10 protein-coding genes and 5 pseudogenes are annotated in these 17,052 nt (G+C 35.9%); 12 read left to right on the top strand and 3 right to left on the bottom strand.

What is annotated here, in order from left to right; genetic code table 11:
• Positions 1-60: 60 nt before the first annotated feature.
• From QF028_RS12700 to QF028_RS12685, 4 genes and pseudogenes are all read left to right on the top strand, one after another.
• Entirely contained in the window at positions 61-1,077 is a 1,017-nt protein-coding gene (locus QF028_RS12700) for an ROK family glucokinase (protein WP_429465861.1), read from the top strand.
• Positions 1,074-1,262: a hypothetical protein gene (locus QF028_RS12695; protein ID WP_429465859.1), complete on the top strand. Its 189-nt coding sequence runs from the start codon at positions 1,074-1,076 to the stop codon at positions 1,260-1,262. Before QF028_RS12700 ends, QF028_RS12695 begins: the two co-directional genes overlap by 4 nt.
• A gap of 1,483 nt (positions 1,263-2,745) precedes the next feature.
• Positions 2,746-4,338, top strand: coding sequence for a glutamate synthase-related protein (locus tag QF028_RS12690; RefSeq protein WP_429465857.1), 1,593 nt, complete (start codon positions 2,746-2,748; stop codon positions 4,336-4,338).
• 1,818 nt (positions 4,339-6,156) lie between these two features.
• Positions 6,157-6,386: pseudogene (locus tag QF028_RS12685) on the top strand (cobyrinate a,c-diamide synthase); the annotation flags it as partial.
• Between the two features lie 329 nt (positions 6,387-6,715).
• Here the strand turns inward: QF028_RS12685 and QF028_RS12680 are convergent.
• The 3 genes and pseudogenes from QF028_RS12680 to QF028_RS12670 all read right to left on the bottom strand — a co-directional run.
• Positions 6,716-7,726: a 3-hydroxyacyl-CoA dehydrogenase family protein gene (locus tag QF028_RS12680; protein ID WP_429465856.1), complete on the bottom strand. Its 1,011-nt coding sequence runs from the start codon at positions 7,724-7,726 to the stop codon at positions 6,716-6,718.
• A 164-nt stretch (positions 7,727-7,890) separates the two neighbouring features.
• Positions 7,891-9,345 carry a gluconate:H+ symporter gene (locus QF028_RS12675; RefSeq protein ID WP_429465854.1) on the bottom strand — a complete coding sequence of 485 codons (1,455 nt, stop codon included), beginning with the start codon at positions 9,343-9,345 and terminating at the stop codon, positions 7,891-7,893.
• Positions 9,346-9,652: 307 nt separating this feature from the next.
• Positions 9,653-9,805: pseudogene (locus QF028_RS12670) on the bottom strand (IS3 family transposase); the annotation flags it as partial.
• 504 nt (positions 9,806-10,309) lie between these two features.
• On the opposite strand from QF028_RS12670, the pseudogene QF028_RS12665 reads away from it, so the two are divergent.
• The 8 genes and pseudogenes from QF028_RS12665 (at position 10,310) to QF028_RS12630 (ending at position 17,019) form a co-directional block, all read left to right on the top strand.
• A pseudogene (locus QF028_RS12665) lies at positions 10,310-10,915 on the top strand (SDR family NAD(P)-dependent oxidoreductase).
• A gap of 25 nt (positions 10,916-10,940) precedes the next feature.
• Positions 10,941-11,135 carry an aromatic-ring-hydroxylating dioxygenase subunit beta gene (locus tag QF028_RS12660; protein WP_429472308.1) on the top strand — a complete coding sequence of 65 codons (195 nt, stop codon included), beginning with the start codon at positions 10,941-10,943 and terminating at the stop codon, positions 11,133-11,135.
• 280 nt (positions 11,136-11,415) lie between these two features.
• On the top strand, positions 11,416-11,532 hold the full coding sequence (locus QF028_RS12655) for a hypothetical protein (protein ID WP_429472306.1): 117 nt from the start codon (positions 11,416-11,418) through the stop codon (positions 11,530-11,532).
• Between the two features lie 736 nt (positions 11,533-12,268).
• Positions 12,269-12,532: pseudogene (locus tag QF028_RS12650) on the top strand (transposase); the annotation flags it as partial.
• A gap of 228 nt (positions 12,533-12,760) precedes the next feature.
• A pseudogene (locus QF028_RS12645) lies at positions 12,761-13,573 on the top strand (globin domain-containing protein); the annotation flags it as partial.
• A 1,051-nt stretch (positions 13,574-14,624) separates the two neighbouring features.
• Positions 14,625-14,918, top strand: a complete 294-nt coding sequence (locus QF028_RS12640; protein WP_429465852.1) for a hypothetical protein — start codon at positions 14,625-14,627, stop codon at positions 14,916-14,918.
• Positions 14,915-15,082 carry a hypothetical protein gene (locus tag QF028_RS12635; protein WP_168243903.1) on the top strand — a complete coding sequence of 56 codons (168 nt, stop codon included), beginning with the start codon at positions 14,915-14,917 and terminating at the stop codon, positions 15,080-15,082. Before QF028_RS12640 ends, QF028_RS12635 begins: the two co-directional genes overlap by 4 nt.
• Positions 15,083-15,531: 449 nt before the next feature.
• Positions 15,532-17,019, top strand: coding sequence for an aldehyde dehydrogenase (locus tag QF028_RS12630; RefSeq protein WP_429465850.1), 1,488 nt, complete (start codon positions 15,532-15,534; stop codon positions 17,017-17,019).
• Positions 17,020-17,052 lie beyond the last annotated feature (33 nt).

Genomic DNA, 17,052 nt, shown 5'->3' with positions numbered 1-17,052 from the left:
CTTTTTTGGAACGCTGAAGTAGGAAAATCACAAATATAATACAGAAAAAGAGTGATGGGTATGGATGAAAAATGGTTAGTTGGTGTTGATTTAGGTGGCACCACGATTAAAATGGCATTTATTAGTTTGCATGGTGAAATCATTTATAGCTGGGAGATAGATACTGACAAAAGAGAAAGGGGTCAGTTTATTCCAATAGCGATTGCAAGATCGATTGATCAAAAGTTGGAGGAATTAAATCAAACAAAAAATCGGCTAATCGGTATTGGAATCGGAGCGCCGGGGCCTGTTAATGAGGATGATGGTTCCATAGAGGTAGCTGTTAATTTGGGATGGGAGAACTTTCCTTTACAGGATATCCTCGAGCGAGAAACCTCATTGCCAGTTGTTGTTGACAATGATGCTAATATTGCAGCCATCGGTGAAATGTGGAAAGGTGCTGGCAAAGGAGCTAAGAGCTTAATCTGTGTAACATTAGGAACGGGTGTAGGTGGTGGAATTATCGTTAATGGGGAGATTGTACATGGTGTAAATGGAGCTGGAGGTGAAATTGGTCATATTACATCTGTTGCTAAAGGAGGTTCACCTTGTAATTGTGGGAAATCGGGGTGTTTAGAAACTGTTGCGTCAGCAACAGGAATTGTCAGTTTAGCACAAAAGGAACTATCTTTTACTGATTGTACTAGTAAATTAAGGGACTTTTACGAGGAAAATAAAACCCTAACAGCCAAGAAAGTTTTTGATGCTGCAAACGAAGGGGATGAAATTGCTAAGAAAATCATCCAACAGGTTGTATATCACTTAGGACTGGCTCTTGCCAATTTAGCTAATGGCTTAAATCCAGAAAAAATTGTACTAGGAGGCGGAGTTTCAAAAGCAGGTGGCACACTTTTGGGACCTTTGAAACAGGAATTTATTTCTTTTGCTTTTCCAAGAGTGGCTCAAGGTGTTGAGATTGTTACTGCAACACTAGGAAATAATGCAGGCGTAATTGGAGGAGCGTGGCTGGTAAAAGAGAAACTGTTGATAAATGAAATGTGCATTCCTTTGAAAAAATTAGGGGGGCGGTTTTGTTGAAATCAAATCAAGAAACCCTTGAAGATTTAAAAAAAGAATTGCTTCGAATCGGTTCAACGAATCAAAGTGATTATGATTTAATGAAGAGGAAAAACCAAGTATTTAGTACAACTATTTGTCGAAGATTAAAATTATGTTGGCCAAGGGTTGTCGAGAAAACAGGGCTAATATCTTCAAAGAGATAATGGTACAATCGTCCGTATTCTTTTTTATTGTTTACGCTTTAACTGGTGAATATGAAAATAGACATAAAAAGGAAATGACGAGGAATTTGGATTTTTATCATTCAAAACCTCGTCATATTTTTCTTCATTTTGTTCAATTAAGTAATCTTAATAAAAATTGGTAAATCATATTCCATTAGTTCAAATACATTTATAATTTTGTAATGTGCCGTGATTTACATAAAATAAGTAAAAATAAGTTTTCGTGTGTAGTAAAAATATTAAGATTACTTTTTACAAAGTGCCTTATATTTAGGTTGGCATCCAACTTAAAATAATCAGCGATAATTTTTGATTATTAGGAAATACAATAGGTAGCAAACCACTTGATAAATAAACATTTATAGAAACTGTCGGTAACAATAAATAACTAGAAAGAATACAAGACTCGTCCTTTACAGGGTTGAGGTCATTTACAATAACGCAGATTAATGGTCAATTTCGTAATATGCTAAACAGTAAAAATTTAATAAAGTAATTAAAATAATCTGCAGACCACTTAAAACAGGATCTGCAGATGATGTCGGTAACATAGGGTTTGGTGCCGAATAGAAATAAAGTGGTAACATTTTGGTCACGAACTCAAAATAGCTAACGATAATAATTAATAACAAAATTAATAAAATTGACGTAAAACCCTTTAAGAATAAGGATTGCTAATAACTATTGATACTTAAAAATAACTTTAAATAACACTTTCCCTCAAACTTCAAAACTGCTTGAGAGGCGCGTGTCGTCTCTGCAAGGTTCGATTTCTAGACAATCCCGCCAAACTGAATAACATAGTGGATTCCTTATAAATAAAGATCAAGCAATACCTGGTCTTTTTTTTCGTATTAATAATGACACTGATATTATGAAGACAAACAAAAGGCAGGTCGCATTGAATTGAACATAGGCCTCCTAACTCGACGCCCTCTGATTATCTATGGGAGAAGAAAGGCATTGTGCCTTTTCTGAAAGTCGATCGATGCTGTCCAAATCCATCCACAAAATTTATGAAGCATCGATCAAATAAAGGACAACCGAAAAACGACCACGAGCTTGATTAAGAGCTTGCGGTCGTTTTTCGTATGAGTGGAACAAATTATTAACTATTAAAAAGGGCTAAAAGAGAGTGGAAATAAACTTGAGCAGAAGTAAAAGAATTAAAAGTGACTATTTTTCTTGATGCATACGATATTTTGTGGTGCAGAAGAATGCTCATCACTCAGTATTGATGGAACTTTAAGTCCAAGAAATGCCAGTAGGACAGTAAAAAGAAATCTTCGAGTAAAATATCTTGCTAATTATCTCTAGCTTGAGAAAATACAATCTGAGATAAATATCAGGTAACATAAAGGATAGTTTTAAATAAACATATTAGTAATGAAAAAATAACCGCCCAGAAAATCAGAATTGCGGATCTTGTCTCAATATTAATTAGAAAAGGAGGGATTGTTTGATGGTATGGACTATTTTTATCTTTCTATTGATTGTGTTTATTGTAGGACCGATTGCCTTGCTTTTGTGGTTAAATTTTTTAGCAAAGAAACCACAGCATTCGATTATCAGAGCACACCCTTATTTGGGATGGATGCGCTACTTGTTAGAAAAGATTGGCCCGGAATTCAGGCAATATTGGTTTGATGATGACAATAGTGGCAAACCATTTTCACGAACAGAATTTTTAGGGATTGTTTTTTCTGCCAAATATCGAAGTGACCTTTTAAGCTTCGGTTCCAAACGTGACTTTGATAAGCCTGGTTATTATATTGCGAATGGTTTGTTTCCCCTATTAAATGAAGAATTAAGGGTTGACAATCAAGAAAAAGTCCATTCCATGAAATATAAAATTGATCATGAAGGATTGTTTACTCGTCACGAACAGCTTGAAAAGGACCAAACAACACGTTGGCTTTACCATGAGGAAGATGCCATAATCGTTGGCGGTGATCGGAAATTTCCATGGAGACTTCGCGGTCCATTTGGTGCCTCTGCCACATCTTACGGAGCAGTCGGCGAAAACTATATACTTTCAACAGGTCATGGCAGCCGTTTGGCAGGCGGTTCATGGATTAATACGGGGGAGGGCGGAGTTGCACCAGAGCATTTAGAAAGTGGTGTAGATGTGGTCGCTCAAATTGGCCCTGGTTTATTTGGTTTTCGCGATGATGAGGGGAATTTTTCTATTGATGAATTTAAGTTTAAAGCCCAGGAGCCGAATATAAAAGCATTTGAGCTTAAATTCGGCCAAGGAGCAAAAATCCGTGGCGGACATCTGGAGGGGTCAAAGGTTACAACGAAGGTAGCAAACATTCGTAAAGTTCCAGTGGGGAAAACCATTAATTCACCAAATCGCTTTCCATTTTTGCAAAATGGGCTCGAAACGTTGCAGTTTATCAAAATGCTGCAAGATGAAGGTGGAAAACCTGTCGGAATCAAAATTGTCGTTGGATATCCATCCAGCTTGGATGAATTTTTCGAGGCCATGAATAATCTTAGGATTTATCCGGACTTTATTACGGTTGATGGCGGAGAAGGTGGAACAGGCGCCACTTACAAATCAATGGCAGATACAATGGGGCTTCCTTTATATCCTGCTTTAATTGCGGTTGTTGATAAGGCCTATCAGTTTGGTCTACGAAATAAGCTGAAAATTTTTGCTTCAGGAAAGTTAATTTCAGCCGATAAAATTGCTATTGCCCTTGCGATCGGTGCAGATGCCGTGAACTCTGCGCGAGGATTTATGATTGCTAACGGCTGTATTATGGCTCTTCAATGCCATACTGGTAAATGCCCTACGGGCGTAACGACCACCGATCCAAAATATCAAGAAGCACTTGTGCTAGAGGAAAAGAAATGGCGAGTCATGAACTACATCATTAATGTACGTCAAGGTTTGTTTGCCTTAGCTGCGGCTTGTAGCATTGATAGCCCCCGTAAATTCACTCGTGATCACATTGTATTTAAAGATGTCGATGGAAAAATAAAAAGGTTATCAGAACTGTTTCCAATTCCTGATTCTTCGGATGAATTATTAAAAAGAACTTTATAGTTTAAAAGAAAATGAACGGGATAAGTTAACCCTGTATTTATATTATCTGTTGATGGATAAACAATAGAGGTTTATCAAAAGGTGACAAAAATATTTGGATACCTCCAAGAAGACCTGCAAGATAAGTATTTCAAAGCTATTATTGTTCCCATACAGATAGAAGAAGTCCGTTACCATTTTAACCAGTTTATTATATCAACATTTTCAAACCTATCATTTGTAATCGCTTGACTTTACAACTTTGACGGGATAGGGGTAGAGTCCCACATATAGCATCATAACATAGCCTTGGTAACGTTTATCAAGGCTTTTTTTAGTGGTTTCCTAGCATAGGTGCTATTTCAGGATGCAAGTCAGAATAATCTTTATGGAGAATTTTTCCCAAACCATAACTGAAATGCGAATTAAATTGACTTGTAAGTTAATAAATTAAATAAAAACAATATTTGGAAGTTAGTTGAAAAGAAGAATCTGCTTCTTATACGGAAAAGGAATAGATTATTGTGATGATAATGAAAAGGAACTAGTAGGAAATGAACTTATCCAATTTTTATATTAAAATAGAAAGTATATAACACCGAATTGAGAAATAAAAAGTCTGTGAGACATGGATAAAACTTGGGAGCAATTTTTAAGGATACTATATAAAGAAATGATAGAATCAGATATACTAAAACTAGTGGATTTGATATCAATACAAGTGATGTAATTAGATAAATACTAGTGATACTTCTCATTAAAAACATTTGATGTTGATTTGGCGGGCATTCTTCTGATTTTTCAAACAGCCATTCATTTGCAATTAGGGCATGGAGTCTTCAAAACTGTGTGTTTCTATAAAATTTTACTCATTCATAATAGATCAAAAAAGTCTCGAAAATTATTTTCGAGACTTTTTGTATTTGCGAAGAAATTTTATTCCTTGCAATGGATTGACTTTGATCTGTTCAAGCTAGGGAACGATTGAATATTAATTTTCTTCAAAAAATTAATAACATATATTTTGACATATATGTTATTAATCTCATAAATTATATAATTGTTTATTATTAATGTTATTGAATATGGCATTATTATTATTAAATATAACATTATTTTAATATGAATATTAAAACTCAGAGATATTAGTTAAGCCGATAGTATATCTTTAACAATAAAGAATCTTTTTTAAAGAATAGAAAAATATTTTATATATACTCTTTTCTTCAACTCTCAAATAATTAACCTACAACGAAATTACATGTAGGTTTGTACATAAAGGAAAAGATAAATGTGCGAGAACGCAAATCTCCAGCATCCTAATAATAGGGATTTTCTGATAAAAATCTATAATTTGAACTATCAGGTGTGAGAATTAAAGTAAAGCAATGCTTTATGGCATTGCTTTTTCCTGTTTTGCAAATTAATAAATAATATCTATCAACTAAATCTGTATTTTTTTGAAAGAGTGAGAGGATACTACTTCTTTGTTTATATTATTCCATTTAAACTCATTACTGCTATAGTTTAACGATATATTGGGGAGAGTGAGCATACAACATGAGAAAAAAATATCCCCTAAGAACAGTACTTAAGAGCTTCAAAAAATATATAAAAGGGGGTCAGTGAAAAAGTCTTTCACTTTATGTTTATTACCTTAAATTATCAACCTTAACTAATTTTTATTTTTAATGGAATTAGGAACCCCATTTGAATGTAAGGCTTGCTTCTGATGTAGTTCCGAAAAGGTGGAGAACTTATTGCGTGAATCAAGAAAATTAACTCTTGTCTTAAATACTGATGATCAAGAGCAAAGTTTCAGATGATTTAATATCAAGCGCAATTTTGGGATATCGGGAAATTACAGCAATAGAAGGAAATTTTCTATTAGCTAAAAACCTAAAAGCGAAAGGGCATGAGTTTCACTATTCCACCTTTGTTCCAAAAACGGAAATTCCGTATGCTTACTATACGAAGGGCATGCAAGGATTAAAAAAGAGGGCTATATGAAAGAAAATTTAATCGCGGGTTATACACACTTTCATTTTGGTTCTTGCCCTAATCGTTAAAGGGAGTAACTAATACAGTGGAGGAATTAAGTTTAGAAGAGGAAAAAGAGATATTAGAAAATAAGATTAAATTTTATTCAGCAACAGGTGCATTGGCAGAACTAGAAGGACTAAAGAAAGCGCTAAACAATAAATAGCTTTTGAACTAAGAAGGGAATTCGCCTTCGAAGGAAATGTTTCTTCAGTAGACTTTTTCTTCTTCAAGTAACAGGAGAGTTGAACTTAAAATAAGTGTTTCTTGGGTCCGAGGGTAAATCTAAGTTAATCAACAAAAGCTTTTTCTATCCCAGAATCGGAGACGCTGTACGGAGCAAAAAAAAAGAAGCCGGCTAAACCAACTTCTTTCTCACTATTTTTAAACTGTCACATTGCTTATTTTTAACTGCTGATGCTGTTTTTTCCTTCTTTGCTTCTTTGTCTTGAATTAATTTTAGAAGATCTAGGAAATTATCATCACGTGTATAAATTGCTTTTGCCCCATTATCATCGTATTCATAGAAACCTTTATTTGAACGAATACCATGTTCACTTTTTTCGACCATTTCTTTTAAGAATTTAGGAACTTCTCTTGTATTCGATAAATCCTGCTCGATGTTGTATACCATAGCTTGTGTTGTTTGCAGACCTGCTAAATCCTGACTTTCCATTGGTCCGCAAAAAGCCCATTTAAAGCCCATGCTTCCTCTTACAGCGATATCAATATCTTCTGCCGTACATACTCCCAATTCAATTAAGTTGAAGCATTCCCGTAGAAAAGCTACTTGTATGCGGTTAACGATAAAGCCGGTAATCTCTTTTTTCAGTACCACTGGAGTTTTACCGATTTCTTTCATTAGGTCATAAGTTACTTTTACGACATTTTCATCTGTCTTCTCAAATTTAGCAATTTCTACAATTGGTACAAGTTGTGGAGGGTTAAAGTAGTGTGTAATGATAAATCTTCCTGGATGTTTTGCTCTTTGTGTTAATTCTTTTAATGGGAAAGTAGATGTATTAGATGCAATAATCGTTTTTTCAGAGACAATGCTTTCAATAATCTCGTAAGTATCTAATTTTGTCTCAAGCACTTCTGGAATAGATTCTAGAATAAAATCAGTATCCTGGATCGCTTCAAGTAAATCTGTTGTATATTTAATATTATCCAAAGTCTGCTCCATTTTTTCTTGTGACAGCATTCCTTTATCAACCATAATTTTCAAGCTGTTCGTAATCATTTTTTTTGCTGTTTCCAATGATGTCTCGCGTCTAGCTTGAATACGTACAATATATCCTGCTTGTGCAAGTAATTGAGCAACGCCATGACCCATAATACCTGCTCCAAGTACTGTGATGATCTTCATTTAAAAACCTCATTTCGTATTATATTTTCTTTATTTTTCATAATTAGAATAGAAAGTCTATTAAAAATAGGAAGCATCTTGCTATTTATTTTTATAATAGTAACGTCATTGTGAAAGGAAATTATCAGATAGCTTTCTCTTGGTGTTATGTTAATATATAAAGATTAAACAGAAATATTTTTAATTTGCTTCTTCTTGTTTCCAGCCCCTTCAATCGTGTGAATAACAACTGCAGCAACTAGGATAGCTGCAATGGTTACACCAGCTAATATGACAGAAGTATCCATTAAGAGGACAAGAATAATTCCAACAATTGATGCTACTGATGAAAGAATCGTATATGTCGCAAATGTTTCTTTCATTGATAAGCCAAAAAATTCTTTTACCATCCAGAAGCCAGGATCATTTACGTGTGAAGCAAAAGCTGTTCCCGCTCCAGTAGCAAGAGCAACAAGTGCTAAGTTTGCCTCAGGATATGATTCTAGCATTGGAAGCACCAATCCGGCAGTTGATAATGCTGCAACAGTTCCTGAACCTAAACAAATACGGAAAATTACGGCAATAAACCACGAAAGAAGAACTGGAGAAATGGAAACATCAGTAAACAGACTAGCAATATATTCCCCAACTCCGCCATCTATAATAACTTGTTTGAATGCACCACCACCACCAGTAATTAAGATTAGCAAACCAATCGCGTTGATGGATGCCCCTGCAGAGGACGTTAAGTCTTTCATTGGAGTTTTCCTGGCAATTCCCATTGTATACATAGCTAATAATAGTGAGATTAACAAAGCTACTGGAGCGTTTCCGACAAAACGAATAATTACAACTAAAAGATTATCGGCAAATCCCAATTGTTTTTGGAAAATATCTAAAAAAGCTTCTGCAAACATCAATAGAATCGGGAATACCGCTGTTAAGACACTGATTCCAAATCCAGGTGTTTCTTCTAATTTCCATAGTTTTTGATCTCCTATTGCTTCCGCATTGCCTGTTTTTTCAAAAGCACTTGGGATCCACTTTTTGTTGATTTTAGGGAACCAAACTCCCGCAACTACAATTGTTGGTATCCCAATAATGATTCCGTATATTAATACCATGGCGAGGTCTGCTCCGTACTCCTGTGTAACGGCAGTGATTCCTGGATGAGGTGGCAAGAAGCTGTGTGCGACAACTAAAGCACCTGCTAACGTAAGGCCAAAGTGTGTAATGGAAATCTTTAGTTCCTTTGAAATCATATAGATGATTGGAATTAATAGAATAAAGGCAACGTCCCAGAATAAAGCAATTCCTACGATAAAGGAAGAAGCAGCAATTGCCCATTGCACATTCCTTCTTCCAAACTTATCGATTAATGTCATTGAAATTCGATAGGCTCCACCTGCATCAGCGATCAAACGACCAATCATCGCTCCGAAACCTAAGATTAGCGCTATATGTCCTAAAGTACCGCCTAATCCAGTTTCTACTGAAGTGACTATGTCACCTAGCGGCATCCCTAATGCCAGCGCCACAACAAACGAGGAAATAATCAATGAGATGAAAGCGTTTAATTTGAAGACCGTGATTAAAATAATTAATAGAATAACTCCAAGTGCAACCATTAATAATGGCATTTTCATTGCCCCCCTTTTTTATATAACCCTAAATCTTCCATTAACCTAAAGAATTCCCTTTGTCTTAAACATTCAGAAAATAAATATTTTAGATATATGAGAATTTTCCGAATGTTTATATTGTAATAAAAAGCTATTGAAATATCTAATAGAATATAATTTATAAAAAGGCGGTTTTTTATAAATATTTTTTTTAGTTGTAACGGGATCTATAAGGAGAAAATATTACTGTATTGATTAATAATTCTTATTTAGAAAATCAGAGCCATATTAGGAGGAGAAAACAAGATGGTACAAACAGCAACAAAATTTCTATTGCGAATTTGCCCTTCTCTTTTTCCACAATAAATATACGCTTAAATTGATCAGTATAGGTGATTCCTTTTGAGCTTACAGATTTAACGTAATTATTAGCTGATTGCAACTTGATCTCTTTCTCTGTGAAGATCTTTTTACTCATAATTACTCCGTCTCCATGTTTAGTTCGCTGAGTTGTATTTCTTTATTATACAAAAATGTACCCTCTAGGTAGACTTTTTTTAAGTACTCTATTAGGGTACATTTTATAGGGAGAACGGCTTTTTTTTTTGGAAAAAAATAAATTTGGAAGGATTTAAATAGAAAGATGTCTTTTTGTTTATTCTTGGTTTTATTTTTGATTTCCAACTCCCCTTACCCTTTTTTAATTAAATGTTTTTTAGAACTCACTCAGGACAACGAAGTCTAGTCATTATTCCTATTAAAACATTTCCTTGCACTAGAATTAACAATGTATTCATTGTGTTTATATATTAATAAAATCTTGAATTTTGGCTCTAGAAGAAAGATTATTTCGATTAGAATTACATGGGGAAAAGATTTAAAATTAAATTAATCATAATCAAGATAATATTCCGATATATTAACATTTTTAGACCATAGCACACTAAGTTAAGTTTTGGATGCGATTACATTTGGCTGAGGTATCCGGATCGATGTTAGTTTTTGTGCATTTGATAGTCACGACAAAAAGGAAACAGACCTTTTTCTTTACAAACCAAAAAAGAGATTACAAGGAAAAGAGGAGATTTTAGCATGTCGAGTCGTCGAGTCAATCACAAGCCTATCTTTTGGAAGGGAGAGTAGCCAAGTAACAGGTTCTTCACAAGGAATTGGGAAAGCGGTTGCAATTGGTTTATCACAAGCAGGTGCGACTGTATTGGTTACAGGAACCAATCCGGAACGTACGAAGAAAGTCACCGAGGAAGTGGCCCAATTAACAGAGCGGGAAACAGACTACTTTATTGGTGATCTATCAAAAGATGAAAACGTTATCTAGATGGTTGAAAAAGCCATACATAAATGGGACAAAATCGACATTCTTGTCAATAATGCCGGCTGAGGCGTGATTCTCCAGTTTATTGAACAAACACCGGAAACCTTAAAAACAACAATTGACCGCAACCTCTGGACTATGCTGTGGTCATGTTACAGAGTGTTGCCGCATATGGTGAAACAAAATTACGGACGGATTATTAACATAGGGGCAGATTCAGTTCGCAATGGGTTTATAGGACCATGCAGCCTATAATGCTGCAAAGGGCGGGGTCTATGCCATTGTTTCCGGATTAGGAAGAGAATTCGCCAAAAATTTAGAACAGCGGGCGTTACGATTACTGAAAAGAGAAGCCCATGTAGAATACCCGCACTCCACTACTCTTCACAATGTGACGAATGTAAGAATCGTTAATAATGAAGAGGATGCCGTAAAAGTTAGATGCATTTTTCTCTACCTACCGTACGAAGCGTGAAGTACTTGACAATTTGTCGTGGTCAACGAATACATCATTGTAAAAGAAAATGGAGAATTAAAGATTGAATCCAAGAAAGTCATTCTCAAATTGGACAGTCTCCGCCCCCACGGAAAAGTAAGTATCATCTTTTAATTTGTAGACAAATTTTGGAGCTGACCCACGCTGGATTACCGCGGTGAACCAGTGGGTGTCAGACCCCCTAAAATATTAGGAGGTTTCGAATGATTCGCTATTAAAAGTTGGGGTATGTTGTGTTAAGCGTGACGGATCTTAATAAATCGTTAGATTAGGAAAACGTAAGTTTATTGGCGGTCAAGAAGACATGATTTGGGTATGGCTGCAGAAATTGCAAAAGCCAAGAGCCTCGCAACAGAAAAATAACAGTGGAAATTAGTTTAATTTCATTATTCTTTATGGGGTAAGGGAGCCTAAGGTCTTGTCACTTCTTCCTTATTTGGTGCCCAGCAAGCCGTTAATTGCTAGTTGGTTTAAGTCCAACTGCCAAGACTTCTCGGTAGCTGACAGGTAACTGGTGGCTAAGGTTGAATCCCTGTGACAAAGTAACTCTTTGAGAGTGCTAGCAAATTAACAGACAGGTTGTAACCTAAAGTGAATCCTGTCGCCTCGTCAGAAGAAATACGGGTTTTGCCTATCCTATTCCAAGTCAAATTACAGAATTTTCCTAGGAGGATTAAAATAACTGTTTCATCAGGTGGGGGGAGAACCAACCTATTTACTTATTTTGCTCGAGTAGAGTCTAATTAGAAGGGAGCATTCATTATGGTAATGGTTTGTAAAGAACATCTCACAAAAGGATTGGAATTACTTCCTGTTCCACATGTAAAAAAAATGCCTGCCCAAACAAAAAAAACATGTTCCTTTTGTGGCAAACAGGCGGAACTAAAATTATTTCTTCTTCTTAGCGTTAGAGAAAAAATATCATTTAACCTGATTCATTCATAGTAATTTAAGATTTAAGCTTATAGCCTTGTATAAAAACTTTCTCACCCAATTTGGTTTGCGCTAAAAAAATGAAAAAAGAATCCACTTCTATTAGAGTTTAAGTAACCACACAAAAACCACACAGAAAGGATTCTTTAACGCAAGTAACTCTTGATCTCAACCGGAAAATTAAATTGTCAAGTGATGGAGGATCTCTTTCCTCCCGATACAGGTGAATTTCTCTTTAGAGAATTCGATGAAAAATCGGATTTTCGAAGACTTTAGGAGAGCACATAAAACTGAATGATTCAAGGGCCTATTAACTTCATTCAGATGAAACCCTTAAATGCCAAAAGATTTATCAAATCATTGCTGGGTATTCCGAAGATGACGCTGCAGATCAATTAACTAAAGATCCTGTTTACACACAAATTGTTGGAACACCTACATTGCTTCCTTAATCGTAACGTTAAGGATAAGAGAAACAATAGAGGAAGAACTTGTTCTTGTTCCCCTCCAATTTTGAAATTAATATTAACAAATTAGCTAATAAGCCCATTTGTGGCTCTTACGACTATATTCGAAAATATGTGATTTATATCACATAGTCCCTGAATGAAGTGTTTTAAAATAACACCTTGTAAATAGTAATAACTTAAAGGGAGTGTTTAATTTGTTAGATCAAAAAAATAGAGCTTGTAAAATCAACTGTTCCAGTGTTAGAGAAGAAAAAAATTACAACCCGTTTTTATCAATTAATGTTTGGAGCACCCCCAGAACTCCTTAATATATTTAATCATGCAAACCAAAAACAAAGAAAACAGCAAAAGGCACTTGCAAGCGCAGTATATGCTGCAGCCAAATACATCGATAACCTCTCTGCCATTCTTCCTGTTGTGAACCAAATTGTCCACAAACACCGCAGTCTCGGGATTAAACCGGAACATTATCCAATCATCGTAGGAAAATTCTTGCTATTAGCAATCAAGGATGTGCTGGGTTATGCAGCAACAGACGAAATTATCGATGCATGGACAGACGCTTATAAAGAAATTGCCGTTACCTTTATTAATGTAGAAGCTGAATTGTACAAACAAGCGTCTAATCAAAATGGCGGATGGGACGGGTTCTGACCTTTCATCGTTGAGCGGAAAGTAGTGGAAAGCGACCTTATCACCTCTTTTTATTTAAAACCCGAAGATTATAAGGAATTTGTCAGCTTCCAGCCAGGGCAATATATTAGCATAAAGTTAAAAATCGAAGGTGAAAAGTATACACATATTCGTCAATATAGCCTTTCTGATGCTCCGGGAAAAGACTATTATCGAATCAACGTCAAACGTGAGGCGGGAACCACAAATCCTGACGGCCAGGTATCAAATTATCTTCATGACCATGTGGAGGAGGGAGACATTCTTCAAGTAAGTGCACCTGCCGGGGATTTTGTCATGGATTTGGATAAAAAATCACCTGTTGTCCTGTTAAGCGGCGGTGGAGACTAATATTCTGAAGAGTATTTTTTTCGATCAACATCAACATTGGGAAAAATTCTAAGCTTGATAAATTCAACCGCAGAGATAACTATATTGAAGGCTTGCATACAAATTCAACCTATATAACTATAGCATTTGTTTTGTAATGGCATCTGTTCGTGTCGTCCAAAAATTCTAAGTATCTGCGATAAACCCATTCCAATTTACTATAATAAGTTTTTACCCCAATACCTAGAACATCAATAGTTTTTGAAACTGACATTTTATTTACCAATAGCTTGATGAATAACGGCAGGATGCCATTTCATTTTTGGTTAAAGGTGGATGTTTTCTTCTGGTCGGCATCATATTTCCCACACTCTTTAAACTGCCATCGCTGCGTGCAAGTTTTGCTTTTTTCTCTTTTGTAGAAATAGGAAGGATGTTCAACTGGATTTTTATCTAAATTTACACACGTTTCCTTATGAAATTGGTATTCAGACACAACATCCTTCACAGAATTAATACGGATTCAGTGTTCTCTTCCTGTGCGATGCTCTAATTAGAATAGGGTGTGGTGGCGCAATCGAATGTCATACCTTGATTAGGATATATAGCGTCACAAGTTACATTGAATTGATTTGTGTCCCGCTTTCCGGATGAGCTTGTACCGATAAGGTTTGTTCTTGACCGCAGTAAATCGTGTATGTGGCTTTCCGAACGAATTGCAAAACGGATTGATACAAAAATTATATTGAATGGTATGTTTAATCCCATTTAATCGAAATGTAACTGGAAGAAACAATGGTTTACTATATTATTAACAGCGTATTCATTGTGTTTATATATAAATAAAATCTTGAATTCGGGCGCTAGAAGAAAGATAATTTCGATTAGAATTACATGGTCAAAAGATTTAAAATTAAATTAATCAAGATAATATTCCGATATATTTAAATATTAACATTTTAAAATATTGATATTATCTGAAAAATACATTAGACGCTGATTACCTTAGCACGTTGGGTTAACTTTTGGATGCGATTACATTTGGCTGAGGTGCCCGGGTTCGATGCTAGTTTTCGTGCATTTGATAGTCTCGACAAGAAGGAATCAGACCAGCTATTTAGAGTTTTTAGGGCCAGGCGGTTTTGCGACTCCGGGTGATAATGAAGCACTTGAACTATGCCAGGAAGGCTTTTTAAATACTAAAGAAGTCGGATGGAATGATATTTCCAAAGGAATGAACAGGGAAATTCTCCAAGCAACGGATGAAGAACAAATGCATTCCTTTTGGCGTGAATGGGATAAACGGAGGACAGCAGCGGAAAGCAAAAATGAAGAAGCTGGGAAGGTGAAAGTATGAACATAACACGTCAGGAAATTGAGGATCTTTTAGTCCATGAGGCGGAACCTCTTGATGAGTTTAAGCTAAAGGAGTGGGCTACATTATTAGCAAGCAATGGAACGTATGTGATTCCGACCATCGGAAATCCTGATGCGGACTTTAAAAAATTTCTTCGTTCATGATGATCGAGCCCGTCTAGAACAGGGGCGTTACGATTATTGAAAAAAGAGGCCCATGTAGAATATCCACACTCGACCACTCTTCACAATATCACGAATGTAAGAATCGTTAGTAATGAAGGGGATGCCGTAAGGTAAGCTGCATTTACTCAACCTATCCCACAAAACGTGAAGTGCTCGACAATTACGTCGGAGTCAACGAATACATCTTGGTAAAAGAAAAAGAAGAATTAAAGATTCAATCCAAGAAAGTCATCCTAAAACAAGACAGTCTCCGTCCGCACGGAAAAGTAAGCATTATCTTATAATTTAGGTTGGGTCAGACGCACACTTTTTTAACTCTTTTAAGTGAAGTGGAAAGTTCCATAAACAAATAAGCATTAACATAAAACATGTAAGCATTAACGCTATATTTAGAAAATATTAAAATCAAAACCAAGGAGGAATTATGAATGGTGCAAGTCGAAACTAAAAAAGTAGTTGAACCTATCGTAAACCCATTTGATTGTTTACATTATATCGACGGTAAATTTATTGAATCTGTAGATGGAAAAACGTTTAATAACGTGAACCCTGTAACCGAGGAAGTTTATGGTACAGTTGCAGAAGGAAGCGCGGCAGATATTGATTTAGCTGTTAAAGCTGCTAAACGTGCTTTTGAAGAAGGCCCATGGGGAAAAATGACTGTAAATGAACGTTCAAGAATTATCCGCAAAGTTGGTGACATTCTTGAAGCAAGACAAGAAGAAATCGCACAATTAGAATCATTAGATACTGGTAAGCACCTTAAATTCTCACGTCATGTTGATGCTCCTCGTGCAGCAGCAAACTTCCATTTTTTTGCTGATTACATGATTTCTATAGGAACAGAGGCATACCAAGATGAAACTCACAATGCGCTTAACTACGGATATCGCCGCCCGATTGGAGTAGTTGGATTAATCCAGCCATGGAATCTTCCATTATTCTTATTAACATGGAAATTAGCTCCAGCTTTGGCTGCAGGATGTACAGTAGTGATTAAGCCATCTGAATTAACCCCAATGACTGCAACAAGATTAATGGAAATTCTTAAAGAAGCTGGTGTTCCGGATGGAGTTGTAAACTTGGTTCACGGTTTTGGACCTGGTGCTGGAAGTGCAATCAACAAACATCCTGACATTGCAGGTATCGGTTTTATCGGGCAAGTATCTACAGGTGCTAAAATCATGGCAGAAGCTGCGCCTACACTAAAAAAGCTTTCTTTCGAATTAGGCGGTAAAAACCCTAACATTATATTTGCAGATGTGGATATTGATGAAGTAGTGGCAACAACCATTAGATCAAGTTTTACAAATCAAGGGGAAGTTTGTGTCTGCGGTTCAAGAATCTATGTTGAACGCCAAATTTTTGATGAATTCGTAGAAAGATTTGCATCTAAAACAAGAGAATTAAAAGTTGGCGATCCATTTGATATGAGCAATGATCAAGGCGCATTAGTCGCCAAAGTACACTATGATAAAGTAATGAGCTACCTGAAAATTGCTGAAGAAGAAGGCGGTACTTTCGTTACAGGAGGTAAGCGCCCTGATGGTTTGGATAAAGGATATTTCATAGAACCAACCATCATTACTGGTCTAGATGACAGATCTCGTTGTGTTCGTGAAGAAATCTTTGGACCGGTTGTTACAGTTATTCCATTTGACACAGAAGAAGAAGTGATTGCGGCAGCAAACGATACTCGGATGGGCTTAAGTAACACAATCTGGACTAACGATATCCGTCGTGCACACCGTGTAGCCCAAAAAATTGTATCAGGTTTATCTTACATCAACTGCTGGTTTGTACGTGATCTTAGAACTCCATTCGGAGGTACGAAAGACAGTGGACTAGGTCGTGTTGGCGGTAGTCACAGTTGGGAATTCTACACTGAAATAACTAATATTTGTGTTAAACTTTAATTTTAGTTTTTAACATGGATATGTTGCACGGTT

Origin of the sequence: Neobacillus sp. B4I6 (assembly GCF_050434045.1) — a bacterium.
Lineage (GTDB): Bacteria > Bacillota > Bacilli > Bacillales > Cytobacillaceae > Neobacillus.
The sequence above is the reverse complement of the archived record's forward strand: the minus strand, read 5'-3'. Positions and strand labels throughout refer to the sequence as shown.

Bases quoted from the DNA above. Each gene is read 5' to 3' on its own strand.
- QF028_RS12700 (WP_429465861.1), top strand. From the start codon at position 61: ATGGATGAAAAATGGTTAGTTGGTGTTGATTTAGGTGGCACCACGATT.
- QF028_RS12690 (WP_429465857.1), top strand. From the start codon at position 2,746: ATGGTATGGACTATTTTTATCTTTCTATTGATTGTGTTTATTGTAGGA.
- QF028_RS12680 (WP_429465856.1), bottom strand. From the start codon at position 7,726: ATGAAGATCATCACAGTACTTGGAGCAGGTATTATGGGTCATGGCGTT.
- QF028_RS12675 (WP_429465854.1), bottom strand. From the start codon at position 9,345: ATGCCATTATTAATGGTTGCACTTGGAGTTATTCTATTAATTATTTTA.
- QF028_RS12640 (WP_429465852.1), top strand. From the start codon at position 14,625: ATGCTAGTTTTCGTGCATTTGATAGTCTCGACAAGAAGGAATCAGACC.
- QF028_RS12635 (WP_168243903.1), top strand. From the start codon at position 14,915: ATGAACATAACACGTCAGGAAATTGAGGATCTTTTAGTCCATGAGGCG.
- QF028_RS12630 (WP_429465850.1), top strand. From the start codon at position 15,532: ATGGTGCAAGTCGAAACTAAAAAAGTAGTTGAACCTATCGTAAACCCA.